Source organism: Catenovulum sp. 2E275, assembly GCF_025515275.1.
In the GTDB taxonomy this organism is placed as follows: domain Bacteria; phylum Pseudomonadota; class Gammaproteobacteria; order Enterobacterales; family Alteromonadaceae; genus Catenovulum.
In genome coordinates, this window is the sequence record NZ_JAOPFU010000017.1 from 1 (window position 1) to 18,072 (window position 18,072).

The following is an 18,072-nucleotide window of genomic DNA, read 5'->3' on the forward strand; positions in this document are numbered from 1 at the left end:
TCACTTCACGGTGGTGCATCAAAAATAACTGTAGGTACTCAGTCTGAACTTGCAGGTAAAGTAGGTGAAACTATCACGGTTGATATTCCAGCCGGTACTGCGGAATCTTTCTTGCAATTGCGTACAGAAAGTAATTTCTCGGTAACGATTGATGACTTAGTGATTACGCCAAAGTAAGTTAACTTCTTAAAGTTATTACTTTTAAAATGCCGCTTTTTATAGCGGCATTTTTGTTTGTAGACTGCAAAATCGTTAAATCAAATATTGACTTTGCGATAGTCAAATATCTTAAAGAGAGAGCTATTATTTTCGAGGCTATGAGTGTTTAGAGTGAGTTGGCTTAACTTTAAAGGGGGGGGAGTTACTTTTAAACTACACCAGTGGATAATATTTGGCTTTAAATTCACTTGGGGTCATATTAAACCAGCGTTTAAATGCGCGGCGAAAGTTGGCTATATCGCTAAAACCTAGTTGGTTGGCTAAATGTTCATTGGTGCAGTTTGAATCTTTAATAAAGCGTACTGCATTTTGTTTAAAATAATCATCCTGCAAGGCTAAATAACGGGTATTGTGTTGTTTTAACTTACGTTTAAATGTTGCTGTGCTAAGCCCTAATTGTTGGGCGGCGGCTTCTTGATTAACCGATTGTTGCATATTTTGCAGCGCTAATACAGCTTGAATAAAGGTAGGTTTGCGCGGTGTTTGGGTTAAATCCTGTTTCAATTTATACAAAGCCTGCGCTCTAATCAGCGGACTATAATTAACAAACGCGGTATTTAAATCGCTTAGTTTAATGGCTAGCTGATCAACGGGTTGCTCAAATTCAACTCTAAAACCAAGGTTTTCTTCGTATTCCTGAATATATCTTGGGCGTTTTTGACTAAATTGATAGCTAAGCGGAATTCTTTGTTTGGTTAAATATTTTATCGACGAATGTATCGCGGTTAATAATACTTCTAATAAAAAAGTATATTGTTCAGCGCAGCCAATTGCATCGTAAAACTGAATTTTTAAATAGCCATCTTGCCGGTAAAGCCGTGTTTGAATAAACGGATTAAAATTGTGCTGAAATAACGCCGCAATACGTAAAAAGTCGGTTATATTTTTGGCATGAGATAACGCCTGACTGAGTGCACCAAGCTGAGACAATATTAGTCGCTGTCCTAATAAAAAGCTGGCATCGTAACCCGGTATAAATTGTTTAGCTCGTTCAACCAGTTTTATCACTTGTGCAGGGCTGAGTAAATGTTGATTGCTTTGAATATCTTCATAAAAGATACCGGTTCCACGAACCAGTTTTTGCGGATTAACACCGCGCGCCATTGCCAAATCTATCATGCTGGCAGGCAAGCTCTGGCAGGATAAAATTTTATCGTCTATTTCAATAAAATTTTTCAATGTTAGGCAACCGCATGTTGTGAGCGATAACGCTCTAAATTTTGATTTACTTGTGAAATGGCAGCTTCTGCTGTGGTTTTTTGGGTAATAGAAACAATGCCATAACTAACATGATTAAAAACAGCCTGACCGGTTTGCTGAGGTTTAAATGCCAGATAAGAAATGGCTTTTGAGATTTGCGCCATCACTAATTCGCTTTCAATTAAAGGCGTGTGCGGAAATAAAATAATAAATCGGTCACCGGCGTAGCGACAAGCTAAATCGCTTTGACGCAAATTCATGACAATAATTTCTGCGATTTCTCTAAGGAGTCTGTCGCCATCCTGATGCGAATATAAATGATTAAACTGGGCAAAGTTATTAATATCTACCATGCCTAAAGTATATTGAATATTGTCCTGTTGCAGTAACTCAAGCTGGTTACGCATGTAATCTGCGCTATAAAGCTGGGTAACATAATCTATTTGGGTATGTTCGCGGTAAAAAGCTTCGCGCCGGTTAAGCTGAGCATGTAGTTTAAATTGCTCCTGATGCCATTGATAAAGTGCCCAAGTCATTAAAAACATGCCAAAAAAAGCGGGCAGGGATTCAACCCAATACAACCAGAACTTATGATCCGGATAAGCGACAAATTCATCTAATACATCAATTAATGCTGAAATAAAAACGCAGGTTAACCCAATGGTTAATAAGCTGGTAACACGGCCGGGCGGGCGGCTGGCGAGAATAAAAAATATCCAGATAAATGTCATTAGTGCAGTTCCGCCTTCGCCTAGTACATCTAGCCAGTCTGTGCTGCTCAATGTTTTAAATTGGCCGTTTAGCAAAACCAGTGATATAACAGCGAAAATACAGCCTAGCGTAAAACTAATCAGTTTGGCGTGGCGTTTAAGTAATAAGAATTGCATGAATTTAAGTATCCAGATTGATTTAGCACAAAGGTTATCTAAATTCGATTAATTGAGAAAGGGTCAGATTGGCTCAAAATATGGCTTTGATATTTTAAGCTTTTAATAGAAATTTAATCTTTTGATTTATATTGTTTTTTTTATTTTTACCGCAGTTGTTTAAGTCAGTTTGTCATAAAAAATTCATAGAGTTATTTGCTATGTTTAACAGGGAGTCAATATAAGCCTCTCGACAATCGGCACAATCATAAAGGAAGACAAAACGAATAATCCAAGAAAAACAGCTTTTAACTGGTTAATCAGGTAAACTTAATGTAACCGGTTTATTTTGAGGTGTGTATGTTAAAAACAGTATTAACCCAATTTGATTTTCAGCTCAGTGTGCAATTATGGTCAGTTAAAGATGAATTAGAACAAGACTTTACCGGCACTTTGCAAAACATTGCTGACATGGGATTTCACGGTGTTGAATTTGCGGGCTTTTTTGGTGATTACTCAGATTCACCACAAACGTTAAACCAATATTTATCTAATTTGGGTTTGTCGGTGAGTGGCGCTCATGTCGGTTTTGAGCAATTATCTGATGAATTAATTGCCGAGACAGCACGTTTTTATCAGGCGCTGGCTTGTCCGGTTTTAATCATCCCTTATGATGAAAGAGCTTTTAATGAGCAGGGGATAGATTGGGTTATTCAGCGGTTAAACCAAATTGCGAAGGTATTAAAACAATACGATATTTTAGTTGGTTATCATAATCATGCGCAAGAATTCAGATATTTTAAAGAGTCAACTTATTGGGATTATTTAGCGCAGCATACCAGCCCAGATGTTGTATTACAGCTAGATGCTGGCTGGGCAAGGTTTGCTGAGCAAAGCCCCGCAGGCTTTATTAAAAAATATCCGGGGCGCGCTTATACTACTCATTATAAAGTGCAAATGCCTGATTATATTAAAGATAAACAACCGTTTGTTGGGGTTGATATTTTAGACTGGAAAGCGCTAATAAAAGCTAATTTTGAGTATGGGGCAACCCGCTGGCTGGTGATTGAACAGGAAGATTATCCGGCTGGATTGAGTCAACTGGCAGCGGTTAAACAATCTAAACAAAATTTAGATGCAATATTAAATCAGTTTGAATTTGATCAGCTAGAAAGAAAAATGCCGCTATAAGCGGCCCTGTATTTGAATTGTCTAATATTGTATCCATCTTTTATCTATCCAGACGAAAGTAAAAATAAACAAGTAGCATCTACTTATCCAGCACACTCCGCATAAAATAAAAAGCCCTGACAGAGCAGGGCTTGGTTAATATTAAGTTATCTTTAAGCTGGTTTTATAACCTAACTTGAACACCTAAAGTAACACGGCGTTCGTTAAAATTACGAGATTCTACTAAATCTTCCCATTGTAGGTAGTCTTCCTGATATTCTTCGGTCAAGTTTGTGCCTTGTAGTGAAACTGTCAGGTAGTCAGTAAAGTCATAACTAATTGAAGCATCTACATAAGTGGTTGGCGCTGTATATTGTGCTAAACGCATAGTGCGCGCTTGAGTTAACATGCTGCCGATGTATTTGTCACTTCTGTAGTTGGTTGCAATACGGGCTTGCAGGCCATCTTTTTCGTACCATAAAATAAAGTTTGCCTGATGCTCTGAGTTATCATACATAGGGGTTGATTCACCATAATAACCAAACTCTCCGCTTTCACTTGGCGAGTAAGTGTAGTTAATTTGGGTACCTAAACCACTTAACCAACCCGGTAAGAAATCAAAACCTTGTTGATAACCAACTTCAAACCCTTTAATTTGTCCGCCTTCAGAGTTAACGGTTGCGGTTGTATTAACTTCACTACGTACAACACCATCACTGTCAGGTAAAGCTAAGGCAAACATATCACTTGAGTTAAACGATTCAATATCAAGGAAAAATACGCCTAAATTAAATAAACCAGTGTCGCTGAAATACCACTCGTAAGACATATCATAGTTAGTTGAACGCCAAGGTTTTAACTCAGGGTTACCCGACATGCTGGCACTTTGTACTTTACTAATTGAGTTGCCGTTTTCATCTACTCCCGGTACATAGTTAACCACTAAACCGCCGCCTAACTGGTTAGTATTTTGGCTGGTGACTGTTTTGGTGTATGAAAAACGTAATTTTTGCTCATTGGTTAAGTCAAAAGACAAGTTAATAGCAGGTAAAAAGTCTTCATAGTTATTTTCAACTGTTCGGCTACCGTCAAAAATAGGAATGCCGCCATTATTTGAGTAAGTTACCCCGTTATAAGTTGGGGTATTTGGTGTGCTGGCGTCTCTGGTGTACTGTAATACGTCCCACTCGGTTTTAATGTAACGAAAACCAACATTAGCCGTGTAAGGCACAAACAAATCGCCATTTAGGTTAGCTTGCAAATAAAAAGTTGAGGTGGTTTCTTCGGTTTCGTAACTTGAACTTAAGTTTTCAACCTGAATAGGATCTACACCATAAATTGCTTTGGTAAAGGCAATTGCATCTTCCATTTTGGCCGGATCAACTGCATATACGCCTTCTTCTAACCCTGTTGTGCCGACAAAATCTGTAATTTTAACAATGTAATCACTCACCGAGTTAAAGCTGATAGGCTCAACTGGCGACTCTTTTGTTGGGGTATTCGTATTATCATCTGGATCTTTATAATACTGTAAGTATGGGTCACCGTAAGCATCGGTACGAGGTAACATAAGTGACCAGTTCTTTTCTTCTACTTTACGTTTGCCAAGGCGCACACCAAAGTCGAGCGTCGACAAATCGCCCATATCTAAATAATAGTTACCGTCAAAACGAAATGCGTTGAGTGTTGCGGTTTGGTTACCCCCGTTGCTATAAACCGAAGACATACTGTAACGATCCATATTCGCACCATAGGTTTCAGTTACGCCATCCGGGAAAGTAACCTGAGGTAATGCCCATACCATTTTGTCATCTGTATATGTGATTTCAACAGGGGTCGTTGCAAATTCAGTGTAACCCGTTACTGGATTACCATCGCTGTCGAGCGGTTCCTGACCGTCATAACCCCAAGGGTTAGCCCCACCAATGACTTCACCGTTTTCACCAAATTGGTTGTAGCCATTGTGTAAACCAGAGTCAAACATGCTGTCAGAGATAGTTTGTTGTGAATTATTAACCCCCTTGCCATGCACCCAACGAACAGAGCCTTTAAAGTCACCACCGTTATCAAAAGCAAGTTCAATATTGGTATTTAACGATTCCCGCTCGTTTACACTGGCAGTGGTGGTAGTTTTTGAACGAATACTTTGCATCACAGCACCTTGTACCGCATAAAAATTACCGCTTTCTTGTAACTCCGTGCTATCACCCGCATCATTTATCAAATAAAGTGGTTTTTCACTCATCTGGGTTGGGGTAAACCACATGGCTGGTAAATCACCCCAGCCGCGTGCTACGTTTAATGCCGCTTCGTGGGTTTGCTCATCTAATTTAGTGTAAAATACATCCGCAGTTAACTTCACCGCATCGGTTAACATAAACTGAAGTGATGAATTCACACCACTACGCTGGCGATAAATATAACGGTTTGCTGCTTGATGACCTTGAAAACCAAGATAAATATCATTTAAATCACAGTCGTTATTAAAATCATCACCGGTTAAACCACTGGTGTCATTACACTCATCGGCTAATGGTGCGTCTTTAAAAGTGGATGTTTCAGCAGCTTCAAAATACCAGCCATCATTTTGTCCGGTTGCACCTGTATTGTAGTCAGCCAGCTTGACATCAGCGTGCGACAAATTAAGGGTAAAGCCAAATTCATCGTCCATGTTGTAGCCAATAAAACCAGCTAAAGACGAATCAGTTTGACCGGAAAGCGAACCACGGATAGCTTCGGCTTTACCTAAAATGGTCATACCGCTGTCTAGTTCAAACGGACGATAAGTTTTTAAATTAATTGTGCCAGATAAACCGCCCGACAATAATTTAGCTTCGGCTGTTTTATGGGCTTCTATGCCAGATACCATAGTAGACGGAATATCGGCAAAGTTTGGTTGAATTGAAGTAAGTGAACCCGCAGATAGCATTTGCTCACCGTTAAGTGTGGTCATAACCTGCTGAATACCACGAATATTAACACTGGTACCTTCACCACCTGAACGGGTTATTTGGATACCGGTTACACGCTGTAATGAATCGGCAATGGTTGCATCCGGTAATTTACCAATATCAGTTGCGCTGATGCTGTCCATAATTGAACCAGAAAAACGTTTGTCTGCAACTGATTTTATTAATGAGCCACGAATACCGCGAACGGCAATGACTTCATCTACTTCTTGTTCGGCTTTTGCAGCTTGTTCTGCTTCAGCTGCCTGTAAGTTATATGAAGCAAGTGATAAAGCGGCTAACACACAGCTTGATAATACAGTTTTATTGAATTTAGTATTTGTTTTCATCATTTCGACCTTAAAAATTGTTACATCACTGGGAGCGGTGTCAGACACCGCTCATTCGCATCCAGATTATTCAAATCGAACATTATCGATATAGAAAGATGATTCAGAATCTGAGTTAGTCAGGCCCTCAAACTGAACGCCAAAACCACCTAAATCTGAGCCTATTTGAGCTAAATCAATTTCAAGCTCTGTGCCGTTTTCAGTGATAGCAACTGAACCTGCATCAAACCAAGCGCCGCTTGGATCTTTAGCAAATAATTTAGCTGTCACGTTATCGCCTGCATTATTAGCAAAAACGGTGAGTTTTAAGGTACTTACATCGCCTAACTTGATGCCACCTTCTGGGTAGGTTTGTAAAACAACAGACGGGTACTCAACGGCTAAGTCATCCGCAGTTAATTGTACTTTGCCAGCTAAACTACGTTTGCCTTCAGCCGCCCAGTCGGTTGCTAATCTGGCTGTGCCACGGTTAGCCCAGTTCACTTGGAAATCCCAGCCAGATGTACCTTCAAAGTCGTAAATTACAGATTCAGTATTATCTGCTTTAACCAGTTTAATTGTATCAATTGCAACCATAGCTTGAGTTGATGTTGCATCTAACCCTTGGAAGCGCACACCTAAACCATTAATGGTTTCCAATTCAACCGGATCAGTCCCGTTTTGGGTTAAATCAATGGTTAACTCGGTAGCTGAATTAGCCGCAGTATTGACTGATGCAGGCCAATATTCCTGCGCGCTGCCGCCGGTATCTGTAGCTTTCCAGAAAATATGAGCATTTACCGCATCGCCTACATTTTGGTTATAAGTGGTGATTTTAAGTGAGGTATAGTCGGTTGCATTAATGCCACCTTCAGGATAAGCCTGCAACACCATATTATCGACAGAAGCATAAGCCGATAAATCTTTATACATCGCAAAAGATTGTGCACCTGTGTTAGCAAATTCTGATGATAAGGTTGTGCCTGTTGTTGTGCCCCAGTTAACCTGACCATGCCAATCGCCGGTAGATGGTTCAAAGTTGTATAGATTTGTAACAGAATCGTCTGCTGCGACTAACTCAACTTTGTCGATATAAAATTGAGCATTCGTTTGGGTATTATCTAATCCTTCAAAACGAACCCCTAAACCACTAATTGAGGCTAACTCAATTGGGTTGCCATCTGCATCAGCATTAACTGGCAGGGTTAGCATGGTAGCCGTATCATTAGTAACCGCTGTTGGTGGCCAAGGCCAGTGTTCTGCGGCATCTCCGGCGGCTGTTGTGCCTTTCCAGAAAATATGAGCGGTTACAGCATCACCTGCGCCAACTGATTTCACATAAATATTCATGGCTTTTTTATCCGTTACATCAATGGCTGTTTCCGGATAAGTTTGCATCACCACATTTTCAAGTTTAGCCGCGCCTTCAAACTCAGCTTTTAAATCTTTTTCTATCACTAAAGAATGCGCGCCATCTGCGCCCCAAGCGTCAGATACATAAATACCTGTTGTGTCACCCCAGTTAACTTGTGCGCCCCAGTTTTGTACACCGTACTCAAAATCTTTGTATACACCAGCGCCAAGGCGATCACCACCCGGTACAGCAGCTAAATTAACAACCCCTTGGTAAGCATAATTAGTGTCGATTGTTTCAGCTTGCATATTACCCGGACCATACTCATTCCAGTCGCGCGAATACCAAGTAACAAAATATGCCCACCAAGCATCTACCGAATGCATCATTTCAACATTTGGAACCGCACCGGTTTCGGTTAGTGCAACCATTTTTTTACCGTTAAAGCGGTTTTTTAGTTTGCTATATTGTTGTTGGAAAGCGTTAGCGTCGTTTACACCGTCGTAGCCGTCATAACCCACAATATCAACCACATCATTACCCGGATACCAATCTTCAGATAAATCACCTGCACCGGTATAAACCCAGATTAAATTATTTAACCCATGAGTTGTGGTTAGGCGCTCATACATTAATTGCCATAAAGCTTTAAAGGCATCCGAACCTTGTGCACCCCACCAGAACCAAGTGCCTTCGGCTTCATGAATCGGACGCCATAACACCGGAATATCTTGCTCTGCAAATTTAGCTAATTCAGCGGCAATATCATCAATATCAGCGATTAACGCAGCATATTCAGCGCTATTTGGAGCAGCTATCGCTGCGGCTAAATCAAAGTCAGTTTCTTCTGTGTAAAAACCTTTACTCCAATCACCTGTGATATGCATAGGTGCATTCCAGTGCCATGCTAAACTGATAATCACGTTTTCTTGATTATGCGCCGCTATTGCATCTTCACTTAATGACCCCGGATTACTGCCATTTGCAATTCGGTTTGATGAATATTCCATTAAATCAAATTCAACAATGGCTGGTAAATCATCACCAGTTGCCGCTTTAATTTTGTTAAATTCAGTTAATTCATTTTTGCTACCGTCATTAGTTGGATATTCAGCCTGACCAGATAAAGTCGCACTACCATAATTAGATACTAAAAATGCCATTAAATCAGACGCAGCTGCTGTGGCATTATCATTCACTAGTTCGGTTGGGACTGCCAGTGGTTTAGGCGGTGCAGCAGCAGGGATTAATTCAATATTATCAACCCGATAATAGTTCCAGCCACCACCTACAATAATTTCGTTGATACCAGCATCTAAATTAAATACGCCAATACGGGCTTTGGTCCAGCCACCGGTTTCTTGAAAACTAATGTCTGTTTTTAAGCCATTTACACTAACTTGCGCCCCTTTATCGCCATAACCTGCGCCAATCGCATAATTTACAAACAGGGTATAATAACCAGCTTTATCAGTTGCTATATCTAAATTCCAGATAACTTCCTGACCCGGTACAACATCGTTTGTATGCGCATCGCCACTGGCTCCGGCAATGTAATGTCCAGTGCTATCGCCTTCAACCGCAATTTCTAATCCGCCTGTTAATTGGGCATCTTCTGCTTCAAGTGTGGTTACTGAATCAGGATCAAAAACTGTAATTTTAACTGTATCTACAATTGGGTTGCCGTCTTCGTCGAGGGCTTGCTCGCCGTTTTCATCTAATATACGTAATTCAAATTCGAAAGCGACGCTGCCAGAAACATCCGGCGCGGTAAAAGTTAAGTTGTCAGCGGTTGGATCGGCAATTTCAATTGGATCACCAGATATTTGAACCCAAACTTTAGATTCATTAGTAGTAGTACCAAGAATACGACCGGGTATAGAAACCTCTTCACCTGGTTTTTTCTCAACATCTTCACCTGCTAAAGCGCCTAAAGAGCGCTCTTCTGGGGTATAAGTTACTTTGTCCGTGTTAAGTGTGCCTTCGTCTACACATGCTGTGGTCATGCCTGCCATTAATACTGCCGACATAAGGGTGACGATTGGTTTTTTGATAAATGGTGTAGCCATATCAAACCTCATATATGTAAAGTTATAAACTTTTTGTAGTTATAAAATCAGTTAGGTTATTTAAATGAACCGGTTTCATTTTTTGTTAAAACAAAATCATTTGTTTGCTTTTCCGTTTCCGGTTTGAAGTTACAAATGGTTTACAATAAATCCTAAATTAAGTTACTTATTAGATCAACATAAAAAATGCTTGTAACATTTAATATTTTTAATTTAATTTTTAAGCTATTGAATAATAAATTAAAATAAAAATGAAACCGAATACAAAAAATATCTATTTTCGACTGGTTTTAGCAATTAAAGCGTAAAATATATTTTAAAAATTTTAATTAACATAGATTTTAACTCAGCTTTAGCACTTGGTTTTATATGAGGAATAATTGTGATTCTGGTTACATATTTGGGTGTTGATTTATTTAAGCTTAAAATTTAATCAAATCCAGTAATGAAAATGTTTATTGGGTACGACGGCTCGTCAATTAATCCAAATTTGGCTTAATCATCAAAATAAACGAGTCAAATTGCTTTTAATTCAGGCTCAATCTTGTAACTCAAACACAATAACGATGAGAAATAAAAATAATGATTGTTGGAACTTTGGAGTGTGGAAGGTAAAACACAGGTGGCAATATGATTTAATCCAATGGCACAGCATTTTAGTTAATTATGCTAATACACCACTCAAGGTAAATCAGCTTTTTAAGTTAGAAATACTAACGTAACAGATAAAGCGGGAAACGGTTTAACTTAAACTTAACTTATTAATATTAAATAAAATATATTGGTTCTAGCTTGGTTGTATTGCAGGTTTAGTGTGATTGAGTAGTAGCAGTTTAGTTAAAAAATATTTGCAAAAGGAAAATAAAGATTTAATATGTAACCGGTAACAATTTTGAGTTTTAAAATTTAACTCAAAAACTGGGTAGATATATCTATGAACAATTTATTTTACTGGTCTGTAACGGTTGCGGTCGCAGGCTTTTTATTTGGGTTTGATACTGCGGTTATCTCAGGTGCAGATACCCTGATTCAACAACAATGGCAAACTTCTGATTTTTTTCATGGTGCTTTTATTATGTCCTCAGCATTGTGGGGAACTGTATTAGGGGCGCTATTAGCTAAATGGCCTTGCGATATTTTAGGGCGCAAAAAAGCACTGTTGGTGGTGGCATTTTTATATTTAATCTCTGCCATCGGTTCTGCATTGGCGCCTGATCCTTATTCGTTTTCTATTTACCGTTTTATCGGTGGTTTAGGGGTTGGCGCTTCGTCTATCGCTGTACCTGCTTATATTTCTGAAATTGCACCAGCGAAACACAGAGGCCGTTTAGTGGCACTTTATCAATTCCAATTGGTGTTTGGGATTTTAGTTGCTTTTAGTTCTAATTATTTTATCTCTGGAACAAGCGATCATGACTGGCGCTGGATGCTGGCAGTTGAAATTGTACCCGCTTTTTTGTTTTTACTGATGTTAAGCAAAGTACCGGAAAGCCCGCGCTGGTTGGTTTTATTTCAGCAAAACCGAAGTGCTGCACTTAAAGTTTTAAATGACCTAAAAGAACCTGATCCGGATAAAGTTATTGCGGAAATTGAAGCTGAAGAAAACAAGACAAATGCACATAGTATCTGGCAGGCAAAATTTAAATTTCCAATTTTACTGGCGGTATTAATTGCGTTTTTTAATCAGTTATCCGGCATAAATTTTATTATTTATTTTGCACCGAGAGTATTTAACTTAGCAGGGTTAGATACCAGTTCGGCTTTGCTTTCGTCTGCCGGAATCGGTTTGGTTAATTTAGCCTTTACCATGTTAGGGGTTTATTTAATTGATAAAGTTGGCCGCAAAAAATTAATGTTAATAGGCTCAGTTGGCTATATTGTTTCATTATTGATTGTGGCATTTGCTTTTGCTAATCAAAGCTCAGGTTTAATTGTTGTCTTAGCTATTTTTGCGTTTATTGCTTCGCATGCGGTTGGGCAGGGCGCAGTTATTTGGGTATTTATAGCAGAAATTTTCCCTAACTCGGTTAGATCATCTGGGCAAGCTTTGGGATGTGGAACACATTGGGTATTAGCTGCGTTAATTACTTTAGTGATGCCGGTTGCATTAAGTCAGTTTGCGGTTGCCGATATTTTTTACTTTTTTGCTTTTATGATGTTTTTGCAGTTGTTGTTTGTGGTGTTTTTAATGCCGGAAACCAAAGGCCGTTCGTTGGAAGAGATTGCACTTGATTTTAAAACCAAAAAACCGGCAGCGCAAAATGCGGAGTATGTAAATGCTAAACACTGAGTTTGAGTTATCGGATAGTCAGATAAGCCAAATTGCAGCCAGCTTTGAGCAAGCTGTATTTAAAGGTTTGTTACAGCCACATTCTCAGCTTAAAAGCTTACCTACTTTTGTGCCTGTTACTGCCAATACTGTATCAGGCAAGGTTGCTGTGCTCGATTTAGGTGGCTCTAATCTGCGTGCTGCCATCGTTGAAATTGCACAAAATAAGCTGGTTAAACTGAACGCTTCTAACACAATTAAAATGCCGTGGCTGCGTGGTGAAATATTCGCCAAAAATGCTTTATTTGAGTTACAGGCAGAGGCATTAAATCATGCCGGTGATATCAATCAGTTGCCGGTTGGTTATTGTTTTTCGTTTCCAACAACTAACTTAATTAACGGTGACGCAAGGCTACTACATTGGACTAAAGGGTTAAACATTCCGCAAATGGAAGGTGAGTTGATTGGACAAAATTTACAGGATTATTTAACCACTCAGCTAGCTGTAAAAATCCCCGATATTACCGTTATTAACGACACAGTTGCTTGTTTACTGGCGGGTTTAAGCCAATGTAAAGCCGATGCTTATTTTGGATTAATCGCAGGCACAGGTTTTAATATGGCAGCGTTAATACCTGCCAATAAAATTAAAAATTCCGAGGCTCAAACCGCTCAATATCCAAACGATATTTTATTGCCAGTTAATTTGGAGTCGGGCAACTTTATGCCTGAGTTTTTAACTGAATATGATCAAATAATTGATGCAAGCTCTGAAAATCAGGGCGATCAATTGTTTGAAAAAGCAGTATCCGGAATGTATTTAAGCCGTGTTTTTAAAGCAGCCTGCCCAGATGTATTAATGGATGTAAATGAGGGTGCTGAGGCGGTGGTTAAATTTATTGATAACGATACTCAAAATCCGGCTGCTTCGGTGATCGCACAAGCAATTTACCAAAGAGCCGCATGTATGATCGCCGCCCAAATATGGGGGTTAGTTTTGCATCATGTTAAGTATATTGATTCACAAAGTCAGGATTTTTGTGTGACTTGTGAGGGCGGACTATTTTGGTCTTATTCAACAAAATTAGGTCACTTTTCTGAGTTGGTGCAACAAGCACTGACAAGCCAATTAGCACAATCGAACTATACTGATTTAAATATTCAGCTAATTAAAGTGGAACAGGCTAACCTGGTTGGCAGTGCAATAGCGGCTATAGCGAAACAAACTTATTTTTCTTTTTAAAAAACATATTAATGTAACCGGTTGCTTAGAGGTTTAACTGTGAAAAAAACGATTATTGAAATCCAAAATTATTATCAACATTACGATTGGGGAACATTTGAGGCAATCCCAGATTTGCTTAAAATTAAAAAACCTGAGACTAACTTACCTTTGGCTGAGTTATGGGTTGGTGCTCATCCTAAATTACCCTCTACCGTAATTGATAGTCAGCAGGGGCTGGATCAATTGATCGCCGCTTCACCGCAGGATATTTTAGGTGAAACTGTAGCAAAAACAGCGGGCAGTTTACCTTATTTATTTAAAATATTATCAGCTAAACAAGCTTTATCTATTCAGGTTCATCCAAATAAATCTCAGGCAGAACAGGGTTTTAATGCAGAAAGAGCCGCTGGAATTTCAACCGATGCAGCTAATTGTAATTATAAAGATAATAACCATAAACCCGAATTGATTTATGCGATGACAGATTTTGTCGCTATGGCTGGTTTTAAAACGCCAGCAGAAATTGCAACTTCATTAGCTAAACTTGAACTGGCAGAATTTTCTGTTTGGGTTGATAAATTAGCGGTAGGCGGTGAGGCTGAATTAAAAGATTTTTATACTTGGTTACTTTATTTACCGCAAGGCGAATTAACTTCAATTTGCGACAAAAGTATTAAAGTTGCCGCTAACAGTCAGGATTTTGAACTGTTTTGGCTCAATCAGTTATTTAATTTATATGGCGCAGATAGCGGTATATTTTTTCCGTTAGTTTTAAATTTAATTCAGTTAAAACCCGGGCAGGCTATTTTTTTGGGAGCAGGTTGTCCGCATGCTTATTTACAGGGAACCGGCATTGAGATTATGGCCAACTCAGACAATGTATTACGTGGCGGTTTAACTTCAAAATATATGGACAGAGAAGAGTTAATTAAAATAACGCAATATAATCAGGCTGCTAATCAGGTGAATATACAAACCGGCCAGCAAACCGACAATGTATTAAGCTTTGATATTCCGGTCGCGGATTTTCAATTTGATTTAATTGAATTAACTGATAAGTATTCATATCAGGCTGGTCAGTCTGGCAAAGTTGAATTGTATTTTGTTATCGATGGTGAGTGTATCGCCAACGGGCAAGTATTTACCAATGCAATGTCGTTTATTTTGCCTGCGAACAGCGCAAATATTGAGCTAAATGGCCGTGCCAAAGTCGCCAGAGTTTATACTCAGTTTTAAGAAAGACTAAAACTTTAATAAAGAAACAGAAATGGAATGAGTTAAGAGCCAATAAATTAAAAGTGGTTATTCAAAGCGATATAAAAAAGCCAGTTTTGTTATAATAGCTGGCTTTTTAGTTTATTATTGTTTAATTATCATAAGGTTAAATTTTAATAGTAATAAAGTTTAACCTTTATATGGTTGTACGCTTTCTCTTAAAACAAATTCATGTTTTAAAATATATTCTTGCTGATTAAGCTCTTTACCATCCATTAATTGCAGTAATAATTGCATCGCTTTTTTACCCATTTCTTCTGCTGGTTGGCGAATGGTGGTAATTGCTGGATCGGTATAGGTTGCAAATGCTAAATCATCAAATCCGACAATGGAAACATCTTGCGGTACGTTTAAATTATTTTCTCTTAACGCTTTAATTGCACCGGCGGCCATTTCATCATTCATGCAGAAAATAGCGCTGGGGATATTATCAAACTGGGCAAAATAATCGCCACCAGCATGACCTGATGACATAGTAAAGTCGCCTTCAAATAATAATTCTGGATCAAACTCAATTCCGGCTTGTGCCAGTGCGGTTTTATAACCTTCTAATCTGTCGATGCTATGTGGGTTTTTTTCTAAACCTGTTATACAGCCAATGCGTTTATGTCCCATCGACACTAAATAATTTACAATTGCAAATGAAGCTGCAACATGATCCATTCTAACCGATGTATAGGGGGTGCCGGTTGCGCCACAGGCTGCAACAGCATGTATATGTGGGTGTGGTAATAAATCCCGATCTGGCGTATGAGGACTAAGTTGGATAACCCCGTCTGCTTGTCTGGTTTCTACCAGCTTAATATATTCAGCTTCACGCTCCATCGAGTCGCGGGTTTCGCCCAATAAAATGTTGTATCCATTTTTTATCGCGGTTTCCTGAATTGCGCGAATTACCTTAGTAAAAAATAAGTTGGCAAAGTCAGGTACTAATACAACCACAGCATAAGCTTTAGCTGAACGAAAGTTACGTGCCATCATATTTGGGCGATAACCAACTGCTTCAACTGCATCCATGACTTTTTTAAGGCTGGGTTTAGATACTTTTTCTGGATTAGTAAACGCGCGTGAAACAGTTGCAATTGAAACACCCGCTTTTTTAGCAACAGCTCTGATATTACTCATTTTCTTTTTATTCTTGACTGAAAGATTACTAAAATGTAACAAAAAAGTAGGCTTAAATCTATATATAAATTTGGCTGTAGCTAAATTAATTACAAAAATAAGTAACCGGTTATCTTTTTTAAACTGTGATTTATCATAAATGGCAAGGTTAAAATAAACATAAAAGATTCGGTATTCAGCTAAAATTCAATGAGGCTGAAACAAATTACAGTGTGAATAATTAATAAGACCTTTTAAAAAGGATTAAATTTGTTTTTATTGCTCTAAAAATAACCCTTTATTTTCATTTTAATGGTTTGATTAAATATTTTTTAGCTGGCTTTGGTTATATAGTTAATTTACTAATGAATTTTTTAATTATCTGAAAAGGCTATAAAAACTAAGATTAGATTATTAGTTTTATGCAAAAAATTAAGGTGATACCGGTAAATAATGTAATAAATTTGTACTGAATTGAAAAAAATATTATTACTTTTAAGAAATACTGTGCTAGAATTTTCGTTAATGTAACCGGATACAAATTGTTTCAGCGCAGTTTGCATCAGTATTAAAAGCAGATGTACAAATATGAAAAAAACACAAAGACCAAATTTAAAAGAAAAAATCGGATACGGATTTGGCGATTTTGCATCTTCCATGTTTTGGAAAATGTTTTCTGTCTATTTAATGATTTTTTATACCGATGTATTTGGCTTATCTGCCGCTGCGGTAGGGACTATGTTTTTATTAACCCGAATTTGGGATACCGCAAATGATCCTGTGATGGGGATTATTGCTGATCGCACCAACACTAAATGGGGTAAATTTAGACCTTGGCTATTATGGGGCGCCATTCCGTTTGCTGTGATTGGCGTGTTAACTTTTTCTACGCCAGACTGGTCGGTTGAAAACAAACTCATTTATGCCTATGTCACTTATACTTTAATGATGATGGCTTATACCGCAGTTAATGTGCCGTACGCTTCTTTATTAGGGGTGATGTCGTCTAACAGTAATGACAGAACGCAATTGGCCTCTTTTAGAATGGTATTTGCCTTTGCCGGTAGTATATTTGCATTTGTTATGGTTGAGCCGCTTACTCAGTTTTTTAGTCATTTAACGGATACCCCAAACCCACAACAGGGTTGGACTTACACTATGTTGGTGTATGGGGTGATTGCCGCTATTTTATTTTATTTTACGTTTGCATGGACACGCGAGCGCATTGCGCCACCAGCGAGCCAACAAAGCTCTTTAAAAGCCGATTTTAAAAATCTGGCAAATAATAAACCTTGGTTTATTTTATTAGGTGCTGCGTTATCTACACTTATTTTTAACAGTATGCGAGATGGTGCATCGGTATATTATTTTAAATATTACATTGGTTTACCTGAGTGGAGTTTATTTGGATTAAGCTTTGGAATTACTACGGTTTATTTAGTGGTTGGGCAAGCGGCAAATATTATTGGGGTGGTTTTAGCTCAACCTATTTCAAAGCGTTTAGGTAAGCGTAATACGTTTATGACAGCGATGTTTTTAGCTGCTATTTTAAGTATATTCTTTTACTTTTTAACCGCTGAACAACTCACTTTAATTATTTTATTACAGGTTTTGATTAGCGCTTGTGCCGGGATTATTTTTCCGCTGCTTTGGTCTATGTATGCTGATATTGCTGATTATTCAGAGTATCAAACCGGGCGACGTGCAACAGGGCTTATTTTTTCATCTTCGTCTTTTGCGCAAAAAATGGGCTGGACTTTAGGTGGTGCTTTAACTGGTTGGACACTGGCTTATTTTGGCTATGTGGCGAATGCAGAGCAAACTGAATTTGCAAAAGAGGGTTTGCGTTATATGGTGAGTTTTTTACCGGCTGTTGGTGCGCTAATCTCAGCATTATTTATGATTTTTTACCGTTTAACTGATGATTATATGGCAAAAGTAAATCAGGAGTTATCAGCCAGACGGTCAGATATTTAATTATGGGTTTGTTTAGTGCTATGGACTGTTATCGCTAAATAACTTTTTAATTATTCATTTTTATTAT

The 18,072-nt window shown here is 38.4% G+C and carries 10 protein-coding genes; 5 read left to right on the forward strand and 5 right to left on the reverse strand.

What is annotated here, in order from left to right; all coding sequences use genetic code 11:
* Positions 1-372 precede the first annotated feature (372 nt).
* Entirely contained in the window at positions 373-1,398 is a 1,026-nt protein-coding gene (locus N7931_RS09910) for an AraC family transcriptional regulator (RefSeq protein WP_262793763.1), read from the reverse strand.
* A gap of 2 nt (positions 1,399-1,400) precedes the next feature.
* The gene (locus tag N7931_RS09915) at positions 1,401-2,306 is read right to left on the reverse strand and encodes a GGDEF domain-containing protein (protein WP_262793764.1); all 906 of its coding nucleotides are present in this window, start codon (positions 2,304-2,306) and stop codon (positions 1,401-1,403) included.
* Between the two features lie 339 nt (positions 2,307-2,645).
* On the opposite strand from N7931_RS09915, the gene N7931_RS09920 reads away from it, so the two are divergent.
* Entirely contained in the window at positions 2,646-3,476 is an 831-nt protein-coding gene (locus N7931_RS09920) for a sugar phosphate isomerase/epimerase family protein (RefSeq protein WP_262793766.1), read from the forward strand.
* 163 nt (positions 3,477-3,639) lie between these two features.
* On the opposite strand, the gene N7931_RS09925 is transcribed toward N7931_RS09920, so the two are convergent.
* Both N7931_RS09925 and N7931_RS09930 read right to left on the reverse strand, forming a co-directional pair.
* Positions 3,640-6,756 carry a TonB-dependent receptor gene (locus N7931_RS09925; protein WP_262793767.1) on the reverse strand — a complete coding sequence of 1,039 codons (3,117 nt, stop codon included), beginning with the start codon at positions 6,754-6,756 and terminating at the stop codon, positions 3,640-3,642.
* A 63-nt stretch (positions 6,757-6,819) separates the two neighbouring features.
* The gene (locus N7931_RS09930; protein ID WP_262793768.1) at positions 6,820-10,155 is read right to left on the reverse strand and encodes a glycosyl hydrolase; all 3,336 of its coding nucleotides are present in this window, start codon (positions 10,153-10,155) and stop codon (positions 6,820-6,822) included.
* A gap of 934 nt (positions 10,156-11,089) precedes the next feature.
* Here N7931_RS09930 and N7931_RS09935 point away from each other — a divergent pair.
* Genes N7931_RS09935 through manA form a run of 3 tightly spaced genes read left to right on the forward strand, consistent with a single transcriptional unit; the run spans position 11,090 to position 14,885 of the window.
* On the forward strand, positions 11,090-12,445 hold the full coding sequence (locus N7931_RS09935) for a sugar porter family MFS transporter (protein WP_262793770.1): 1,356 nt from the start codon (positions 11,090-11,092) through the stop codon (positions 12,443-12,445).
* Entirely contained in the window at positions 12,432-13,667 is a 1,236-nt protein-coding gene (locus N7931_RS09940; protein ID WP_262793771.1) for a hexokinase family protein, read from the forward strand. Before N7931_RS09935 ends, N7931_RS09940 begins: the two co-directional genes overlap by 14 nt.
* A 39-nt stretch (positions 13,668-13,706) precedes the next feature.
* A complete protein-coding gene (gene manA, locus N7931_RS09945; protein WP_262793772.1) occupies positions 13,707-14,885 on the forward strand; it encodes a mannose-6-phosphate isomerase, class I in 1,179 nt (392 codons plus the stop codon).
* 168 nt (positions 14,886-15,053) lie between these two features.
* Here manA and N7931_RS09950 read toward each other — a convergent pair whose 3' ends face one another.
* Positions 15,054-16,049: a LacI family DNA-binding transcriptional regulator gene (locus N7931_RS09950; RefSeq protein WP_262793774.1), complete on the reverse strand. Its 996-nt coding sequence runs from the start codon at positions 16,047-16,049 to the stop codon at positions 15,054-15,056.
* Positions 16,050-16,616: 567 nt separating this feature from the next.
* On the opposite strand from N7931_RS09950, the gene N7931_RS09955 reads away from it, so the two are divergent.
* Positions 16,617-18,005, forward strand: a complete 1,389-nt coding sequence (locus tag N7931_RS09955; RefSeq protein ID WP_262793776.1) for an MFS transporter — start codon at positions 16,617-16,619, stop codon at positions 18,003-18,005.
* Positions 18,006-18,072: the final 67 nt, after the last annotated feature.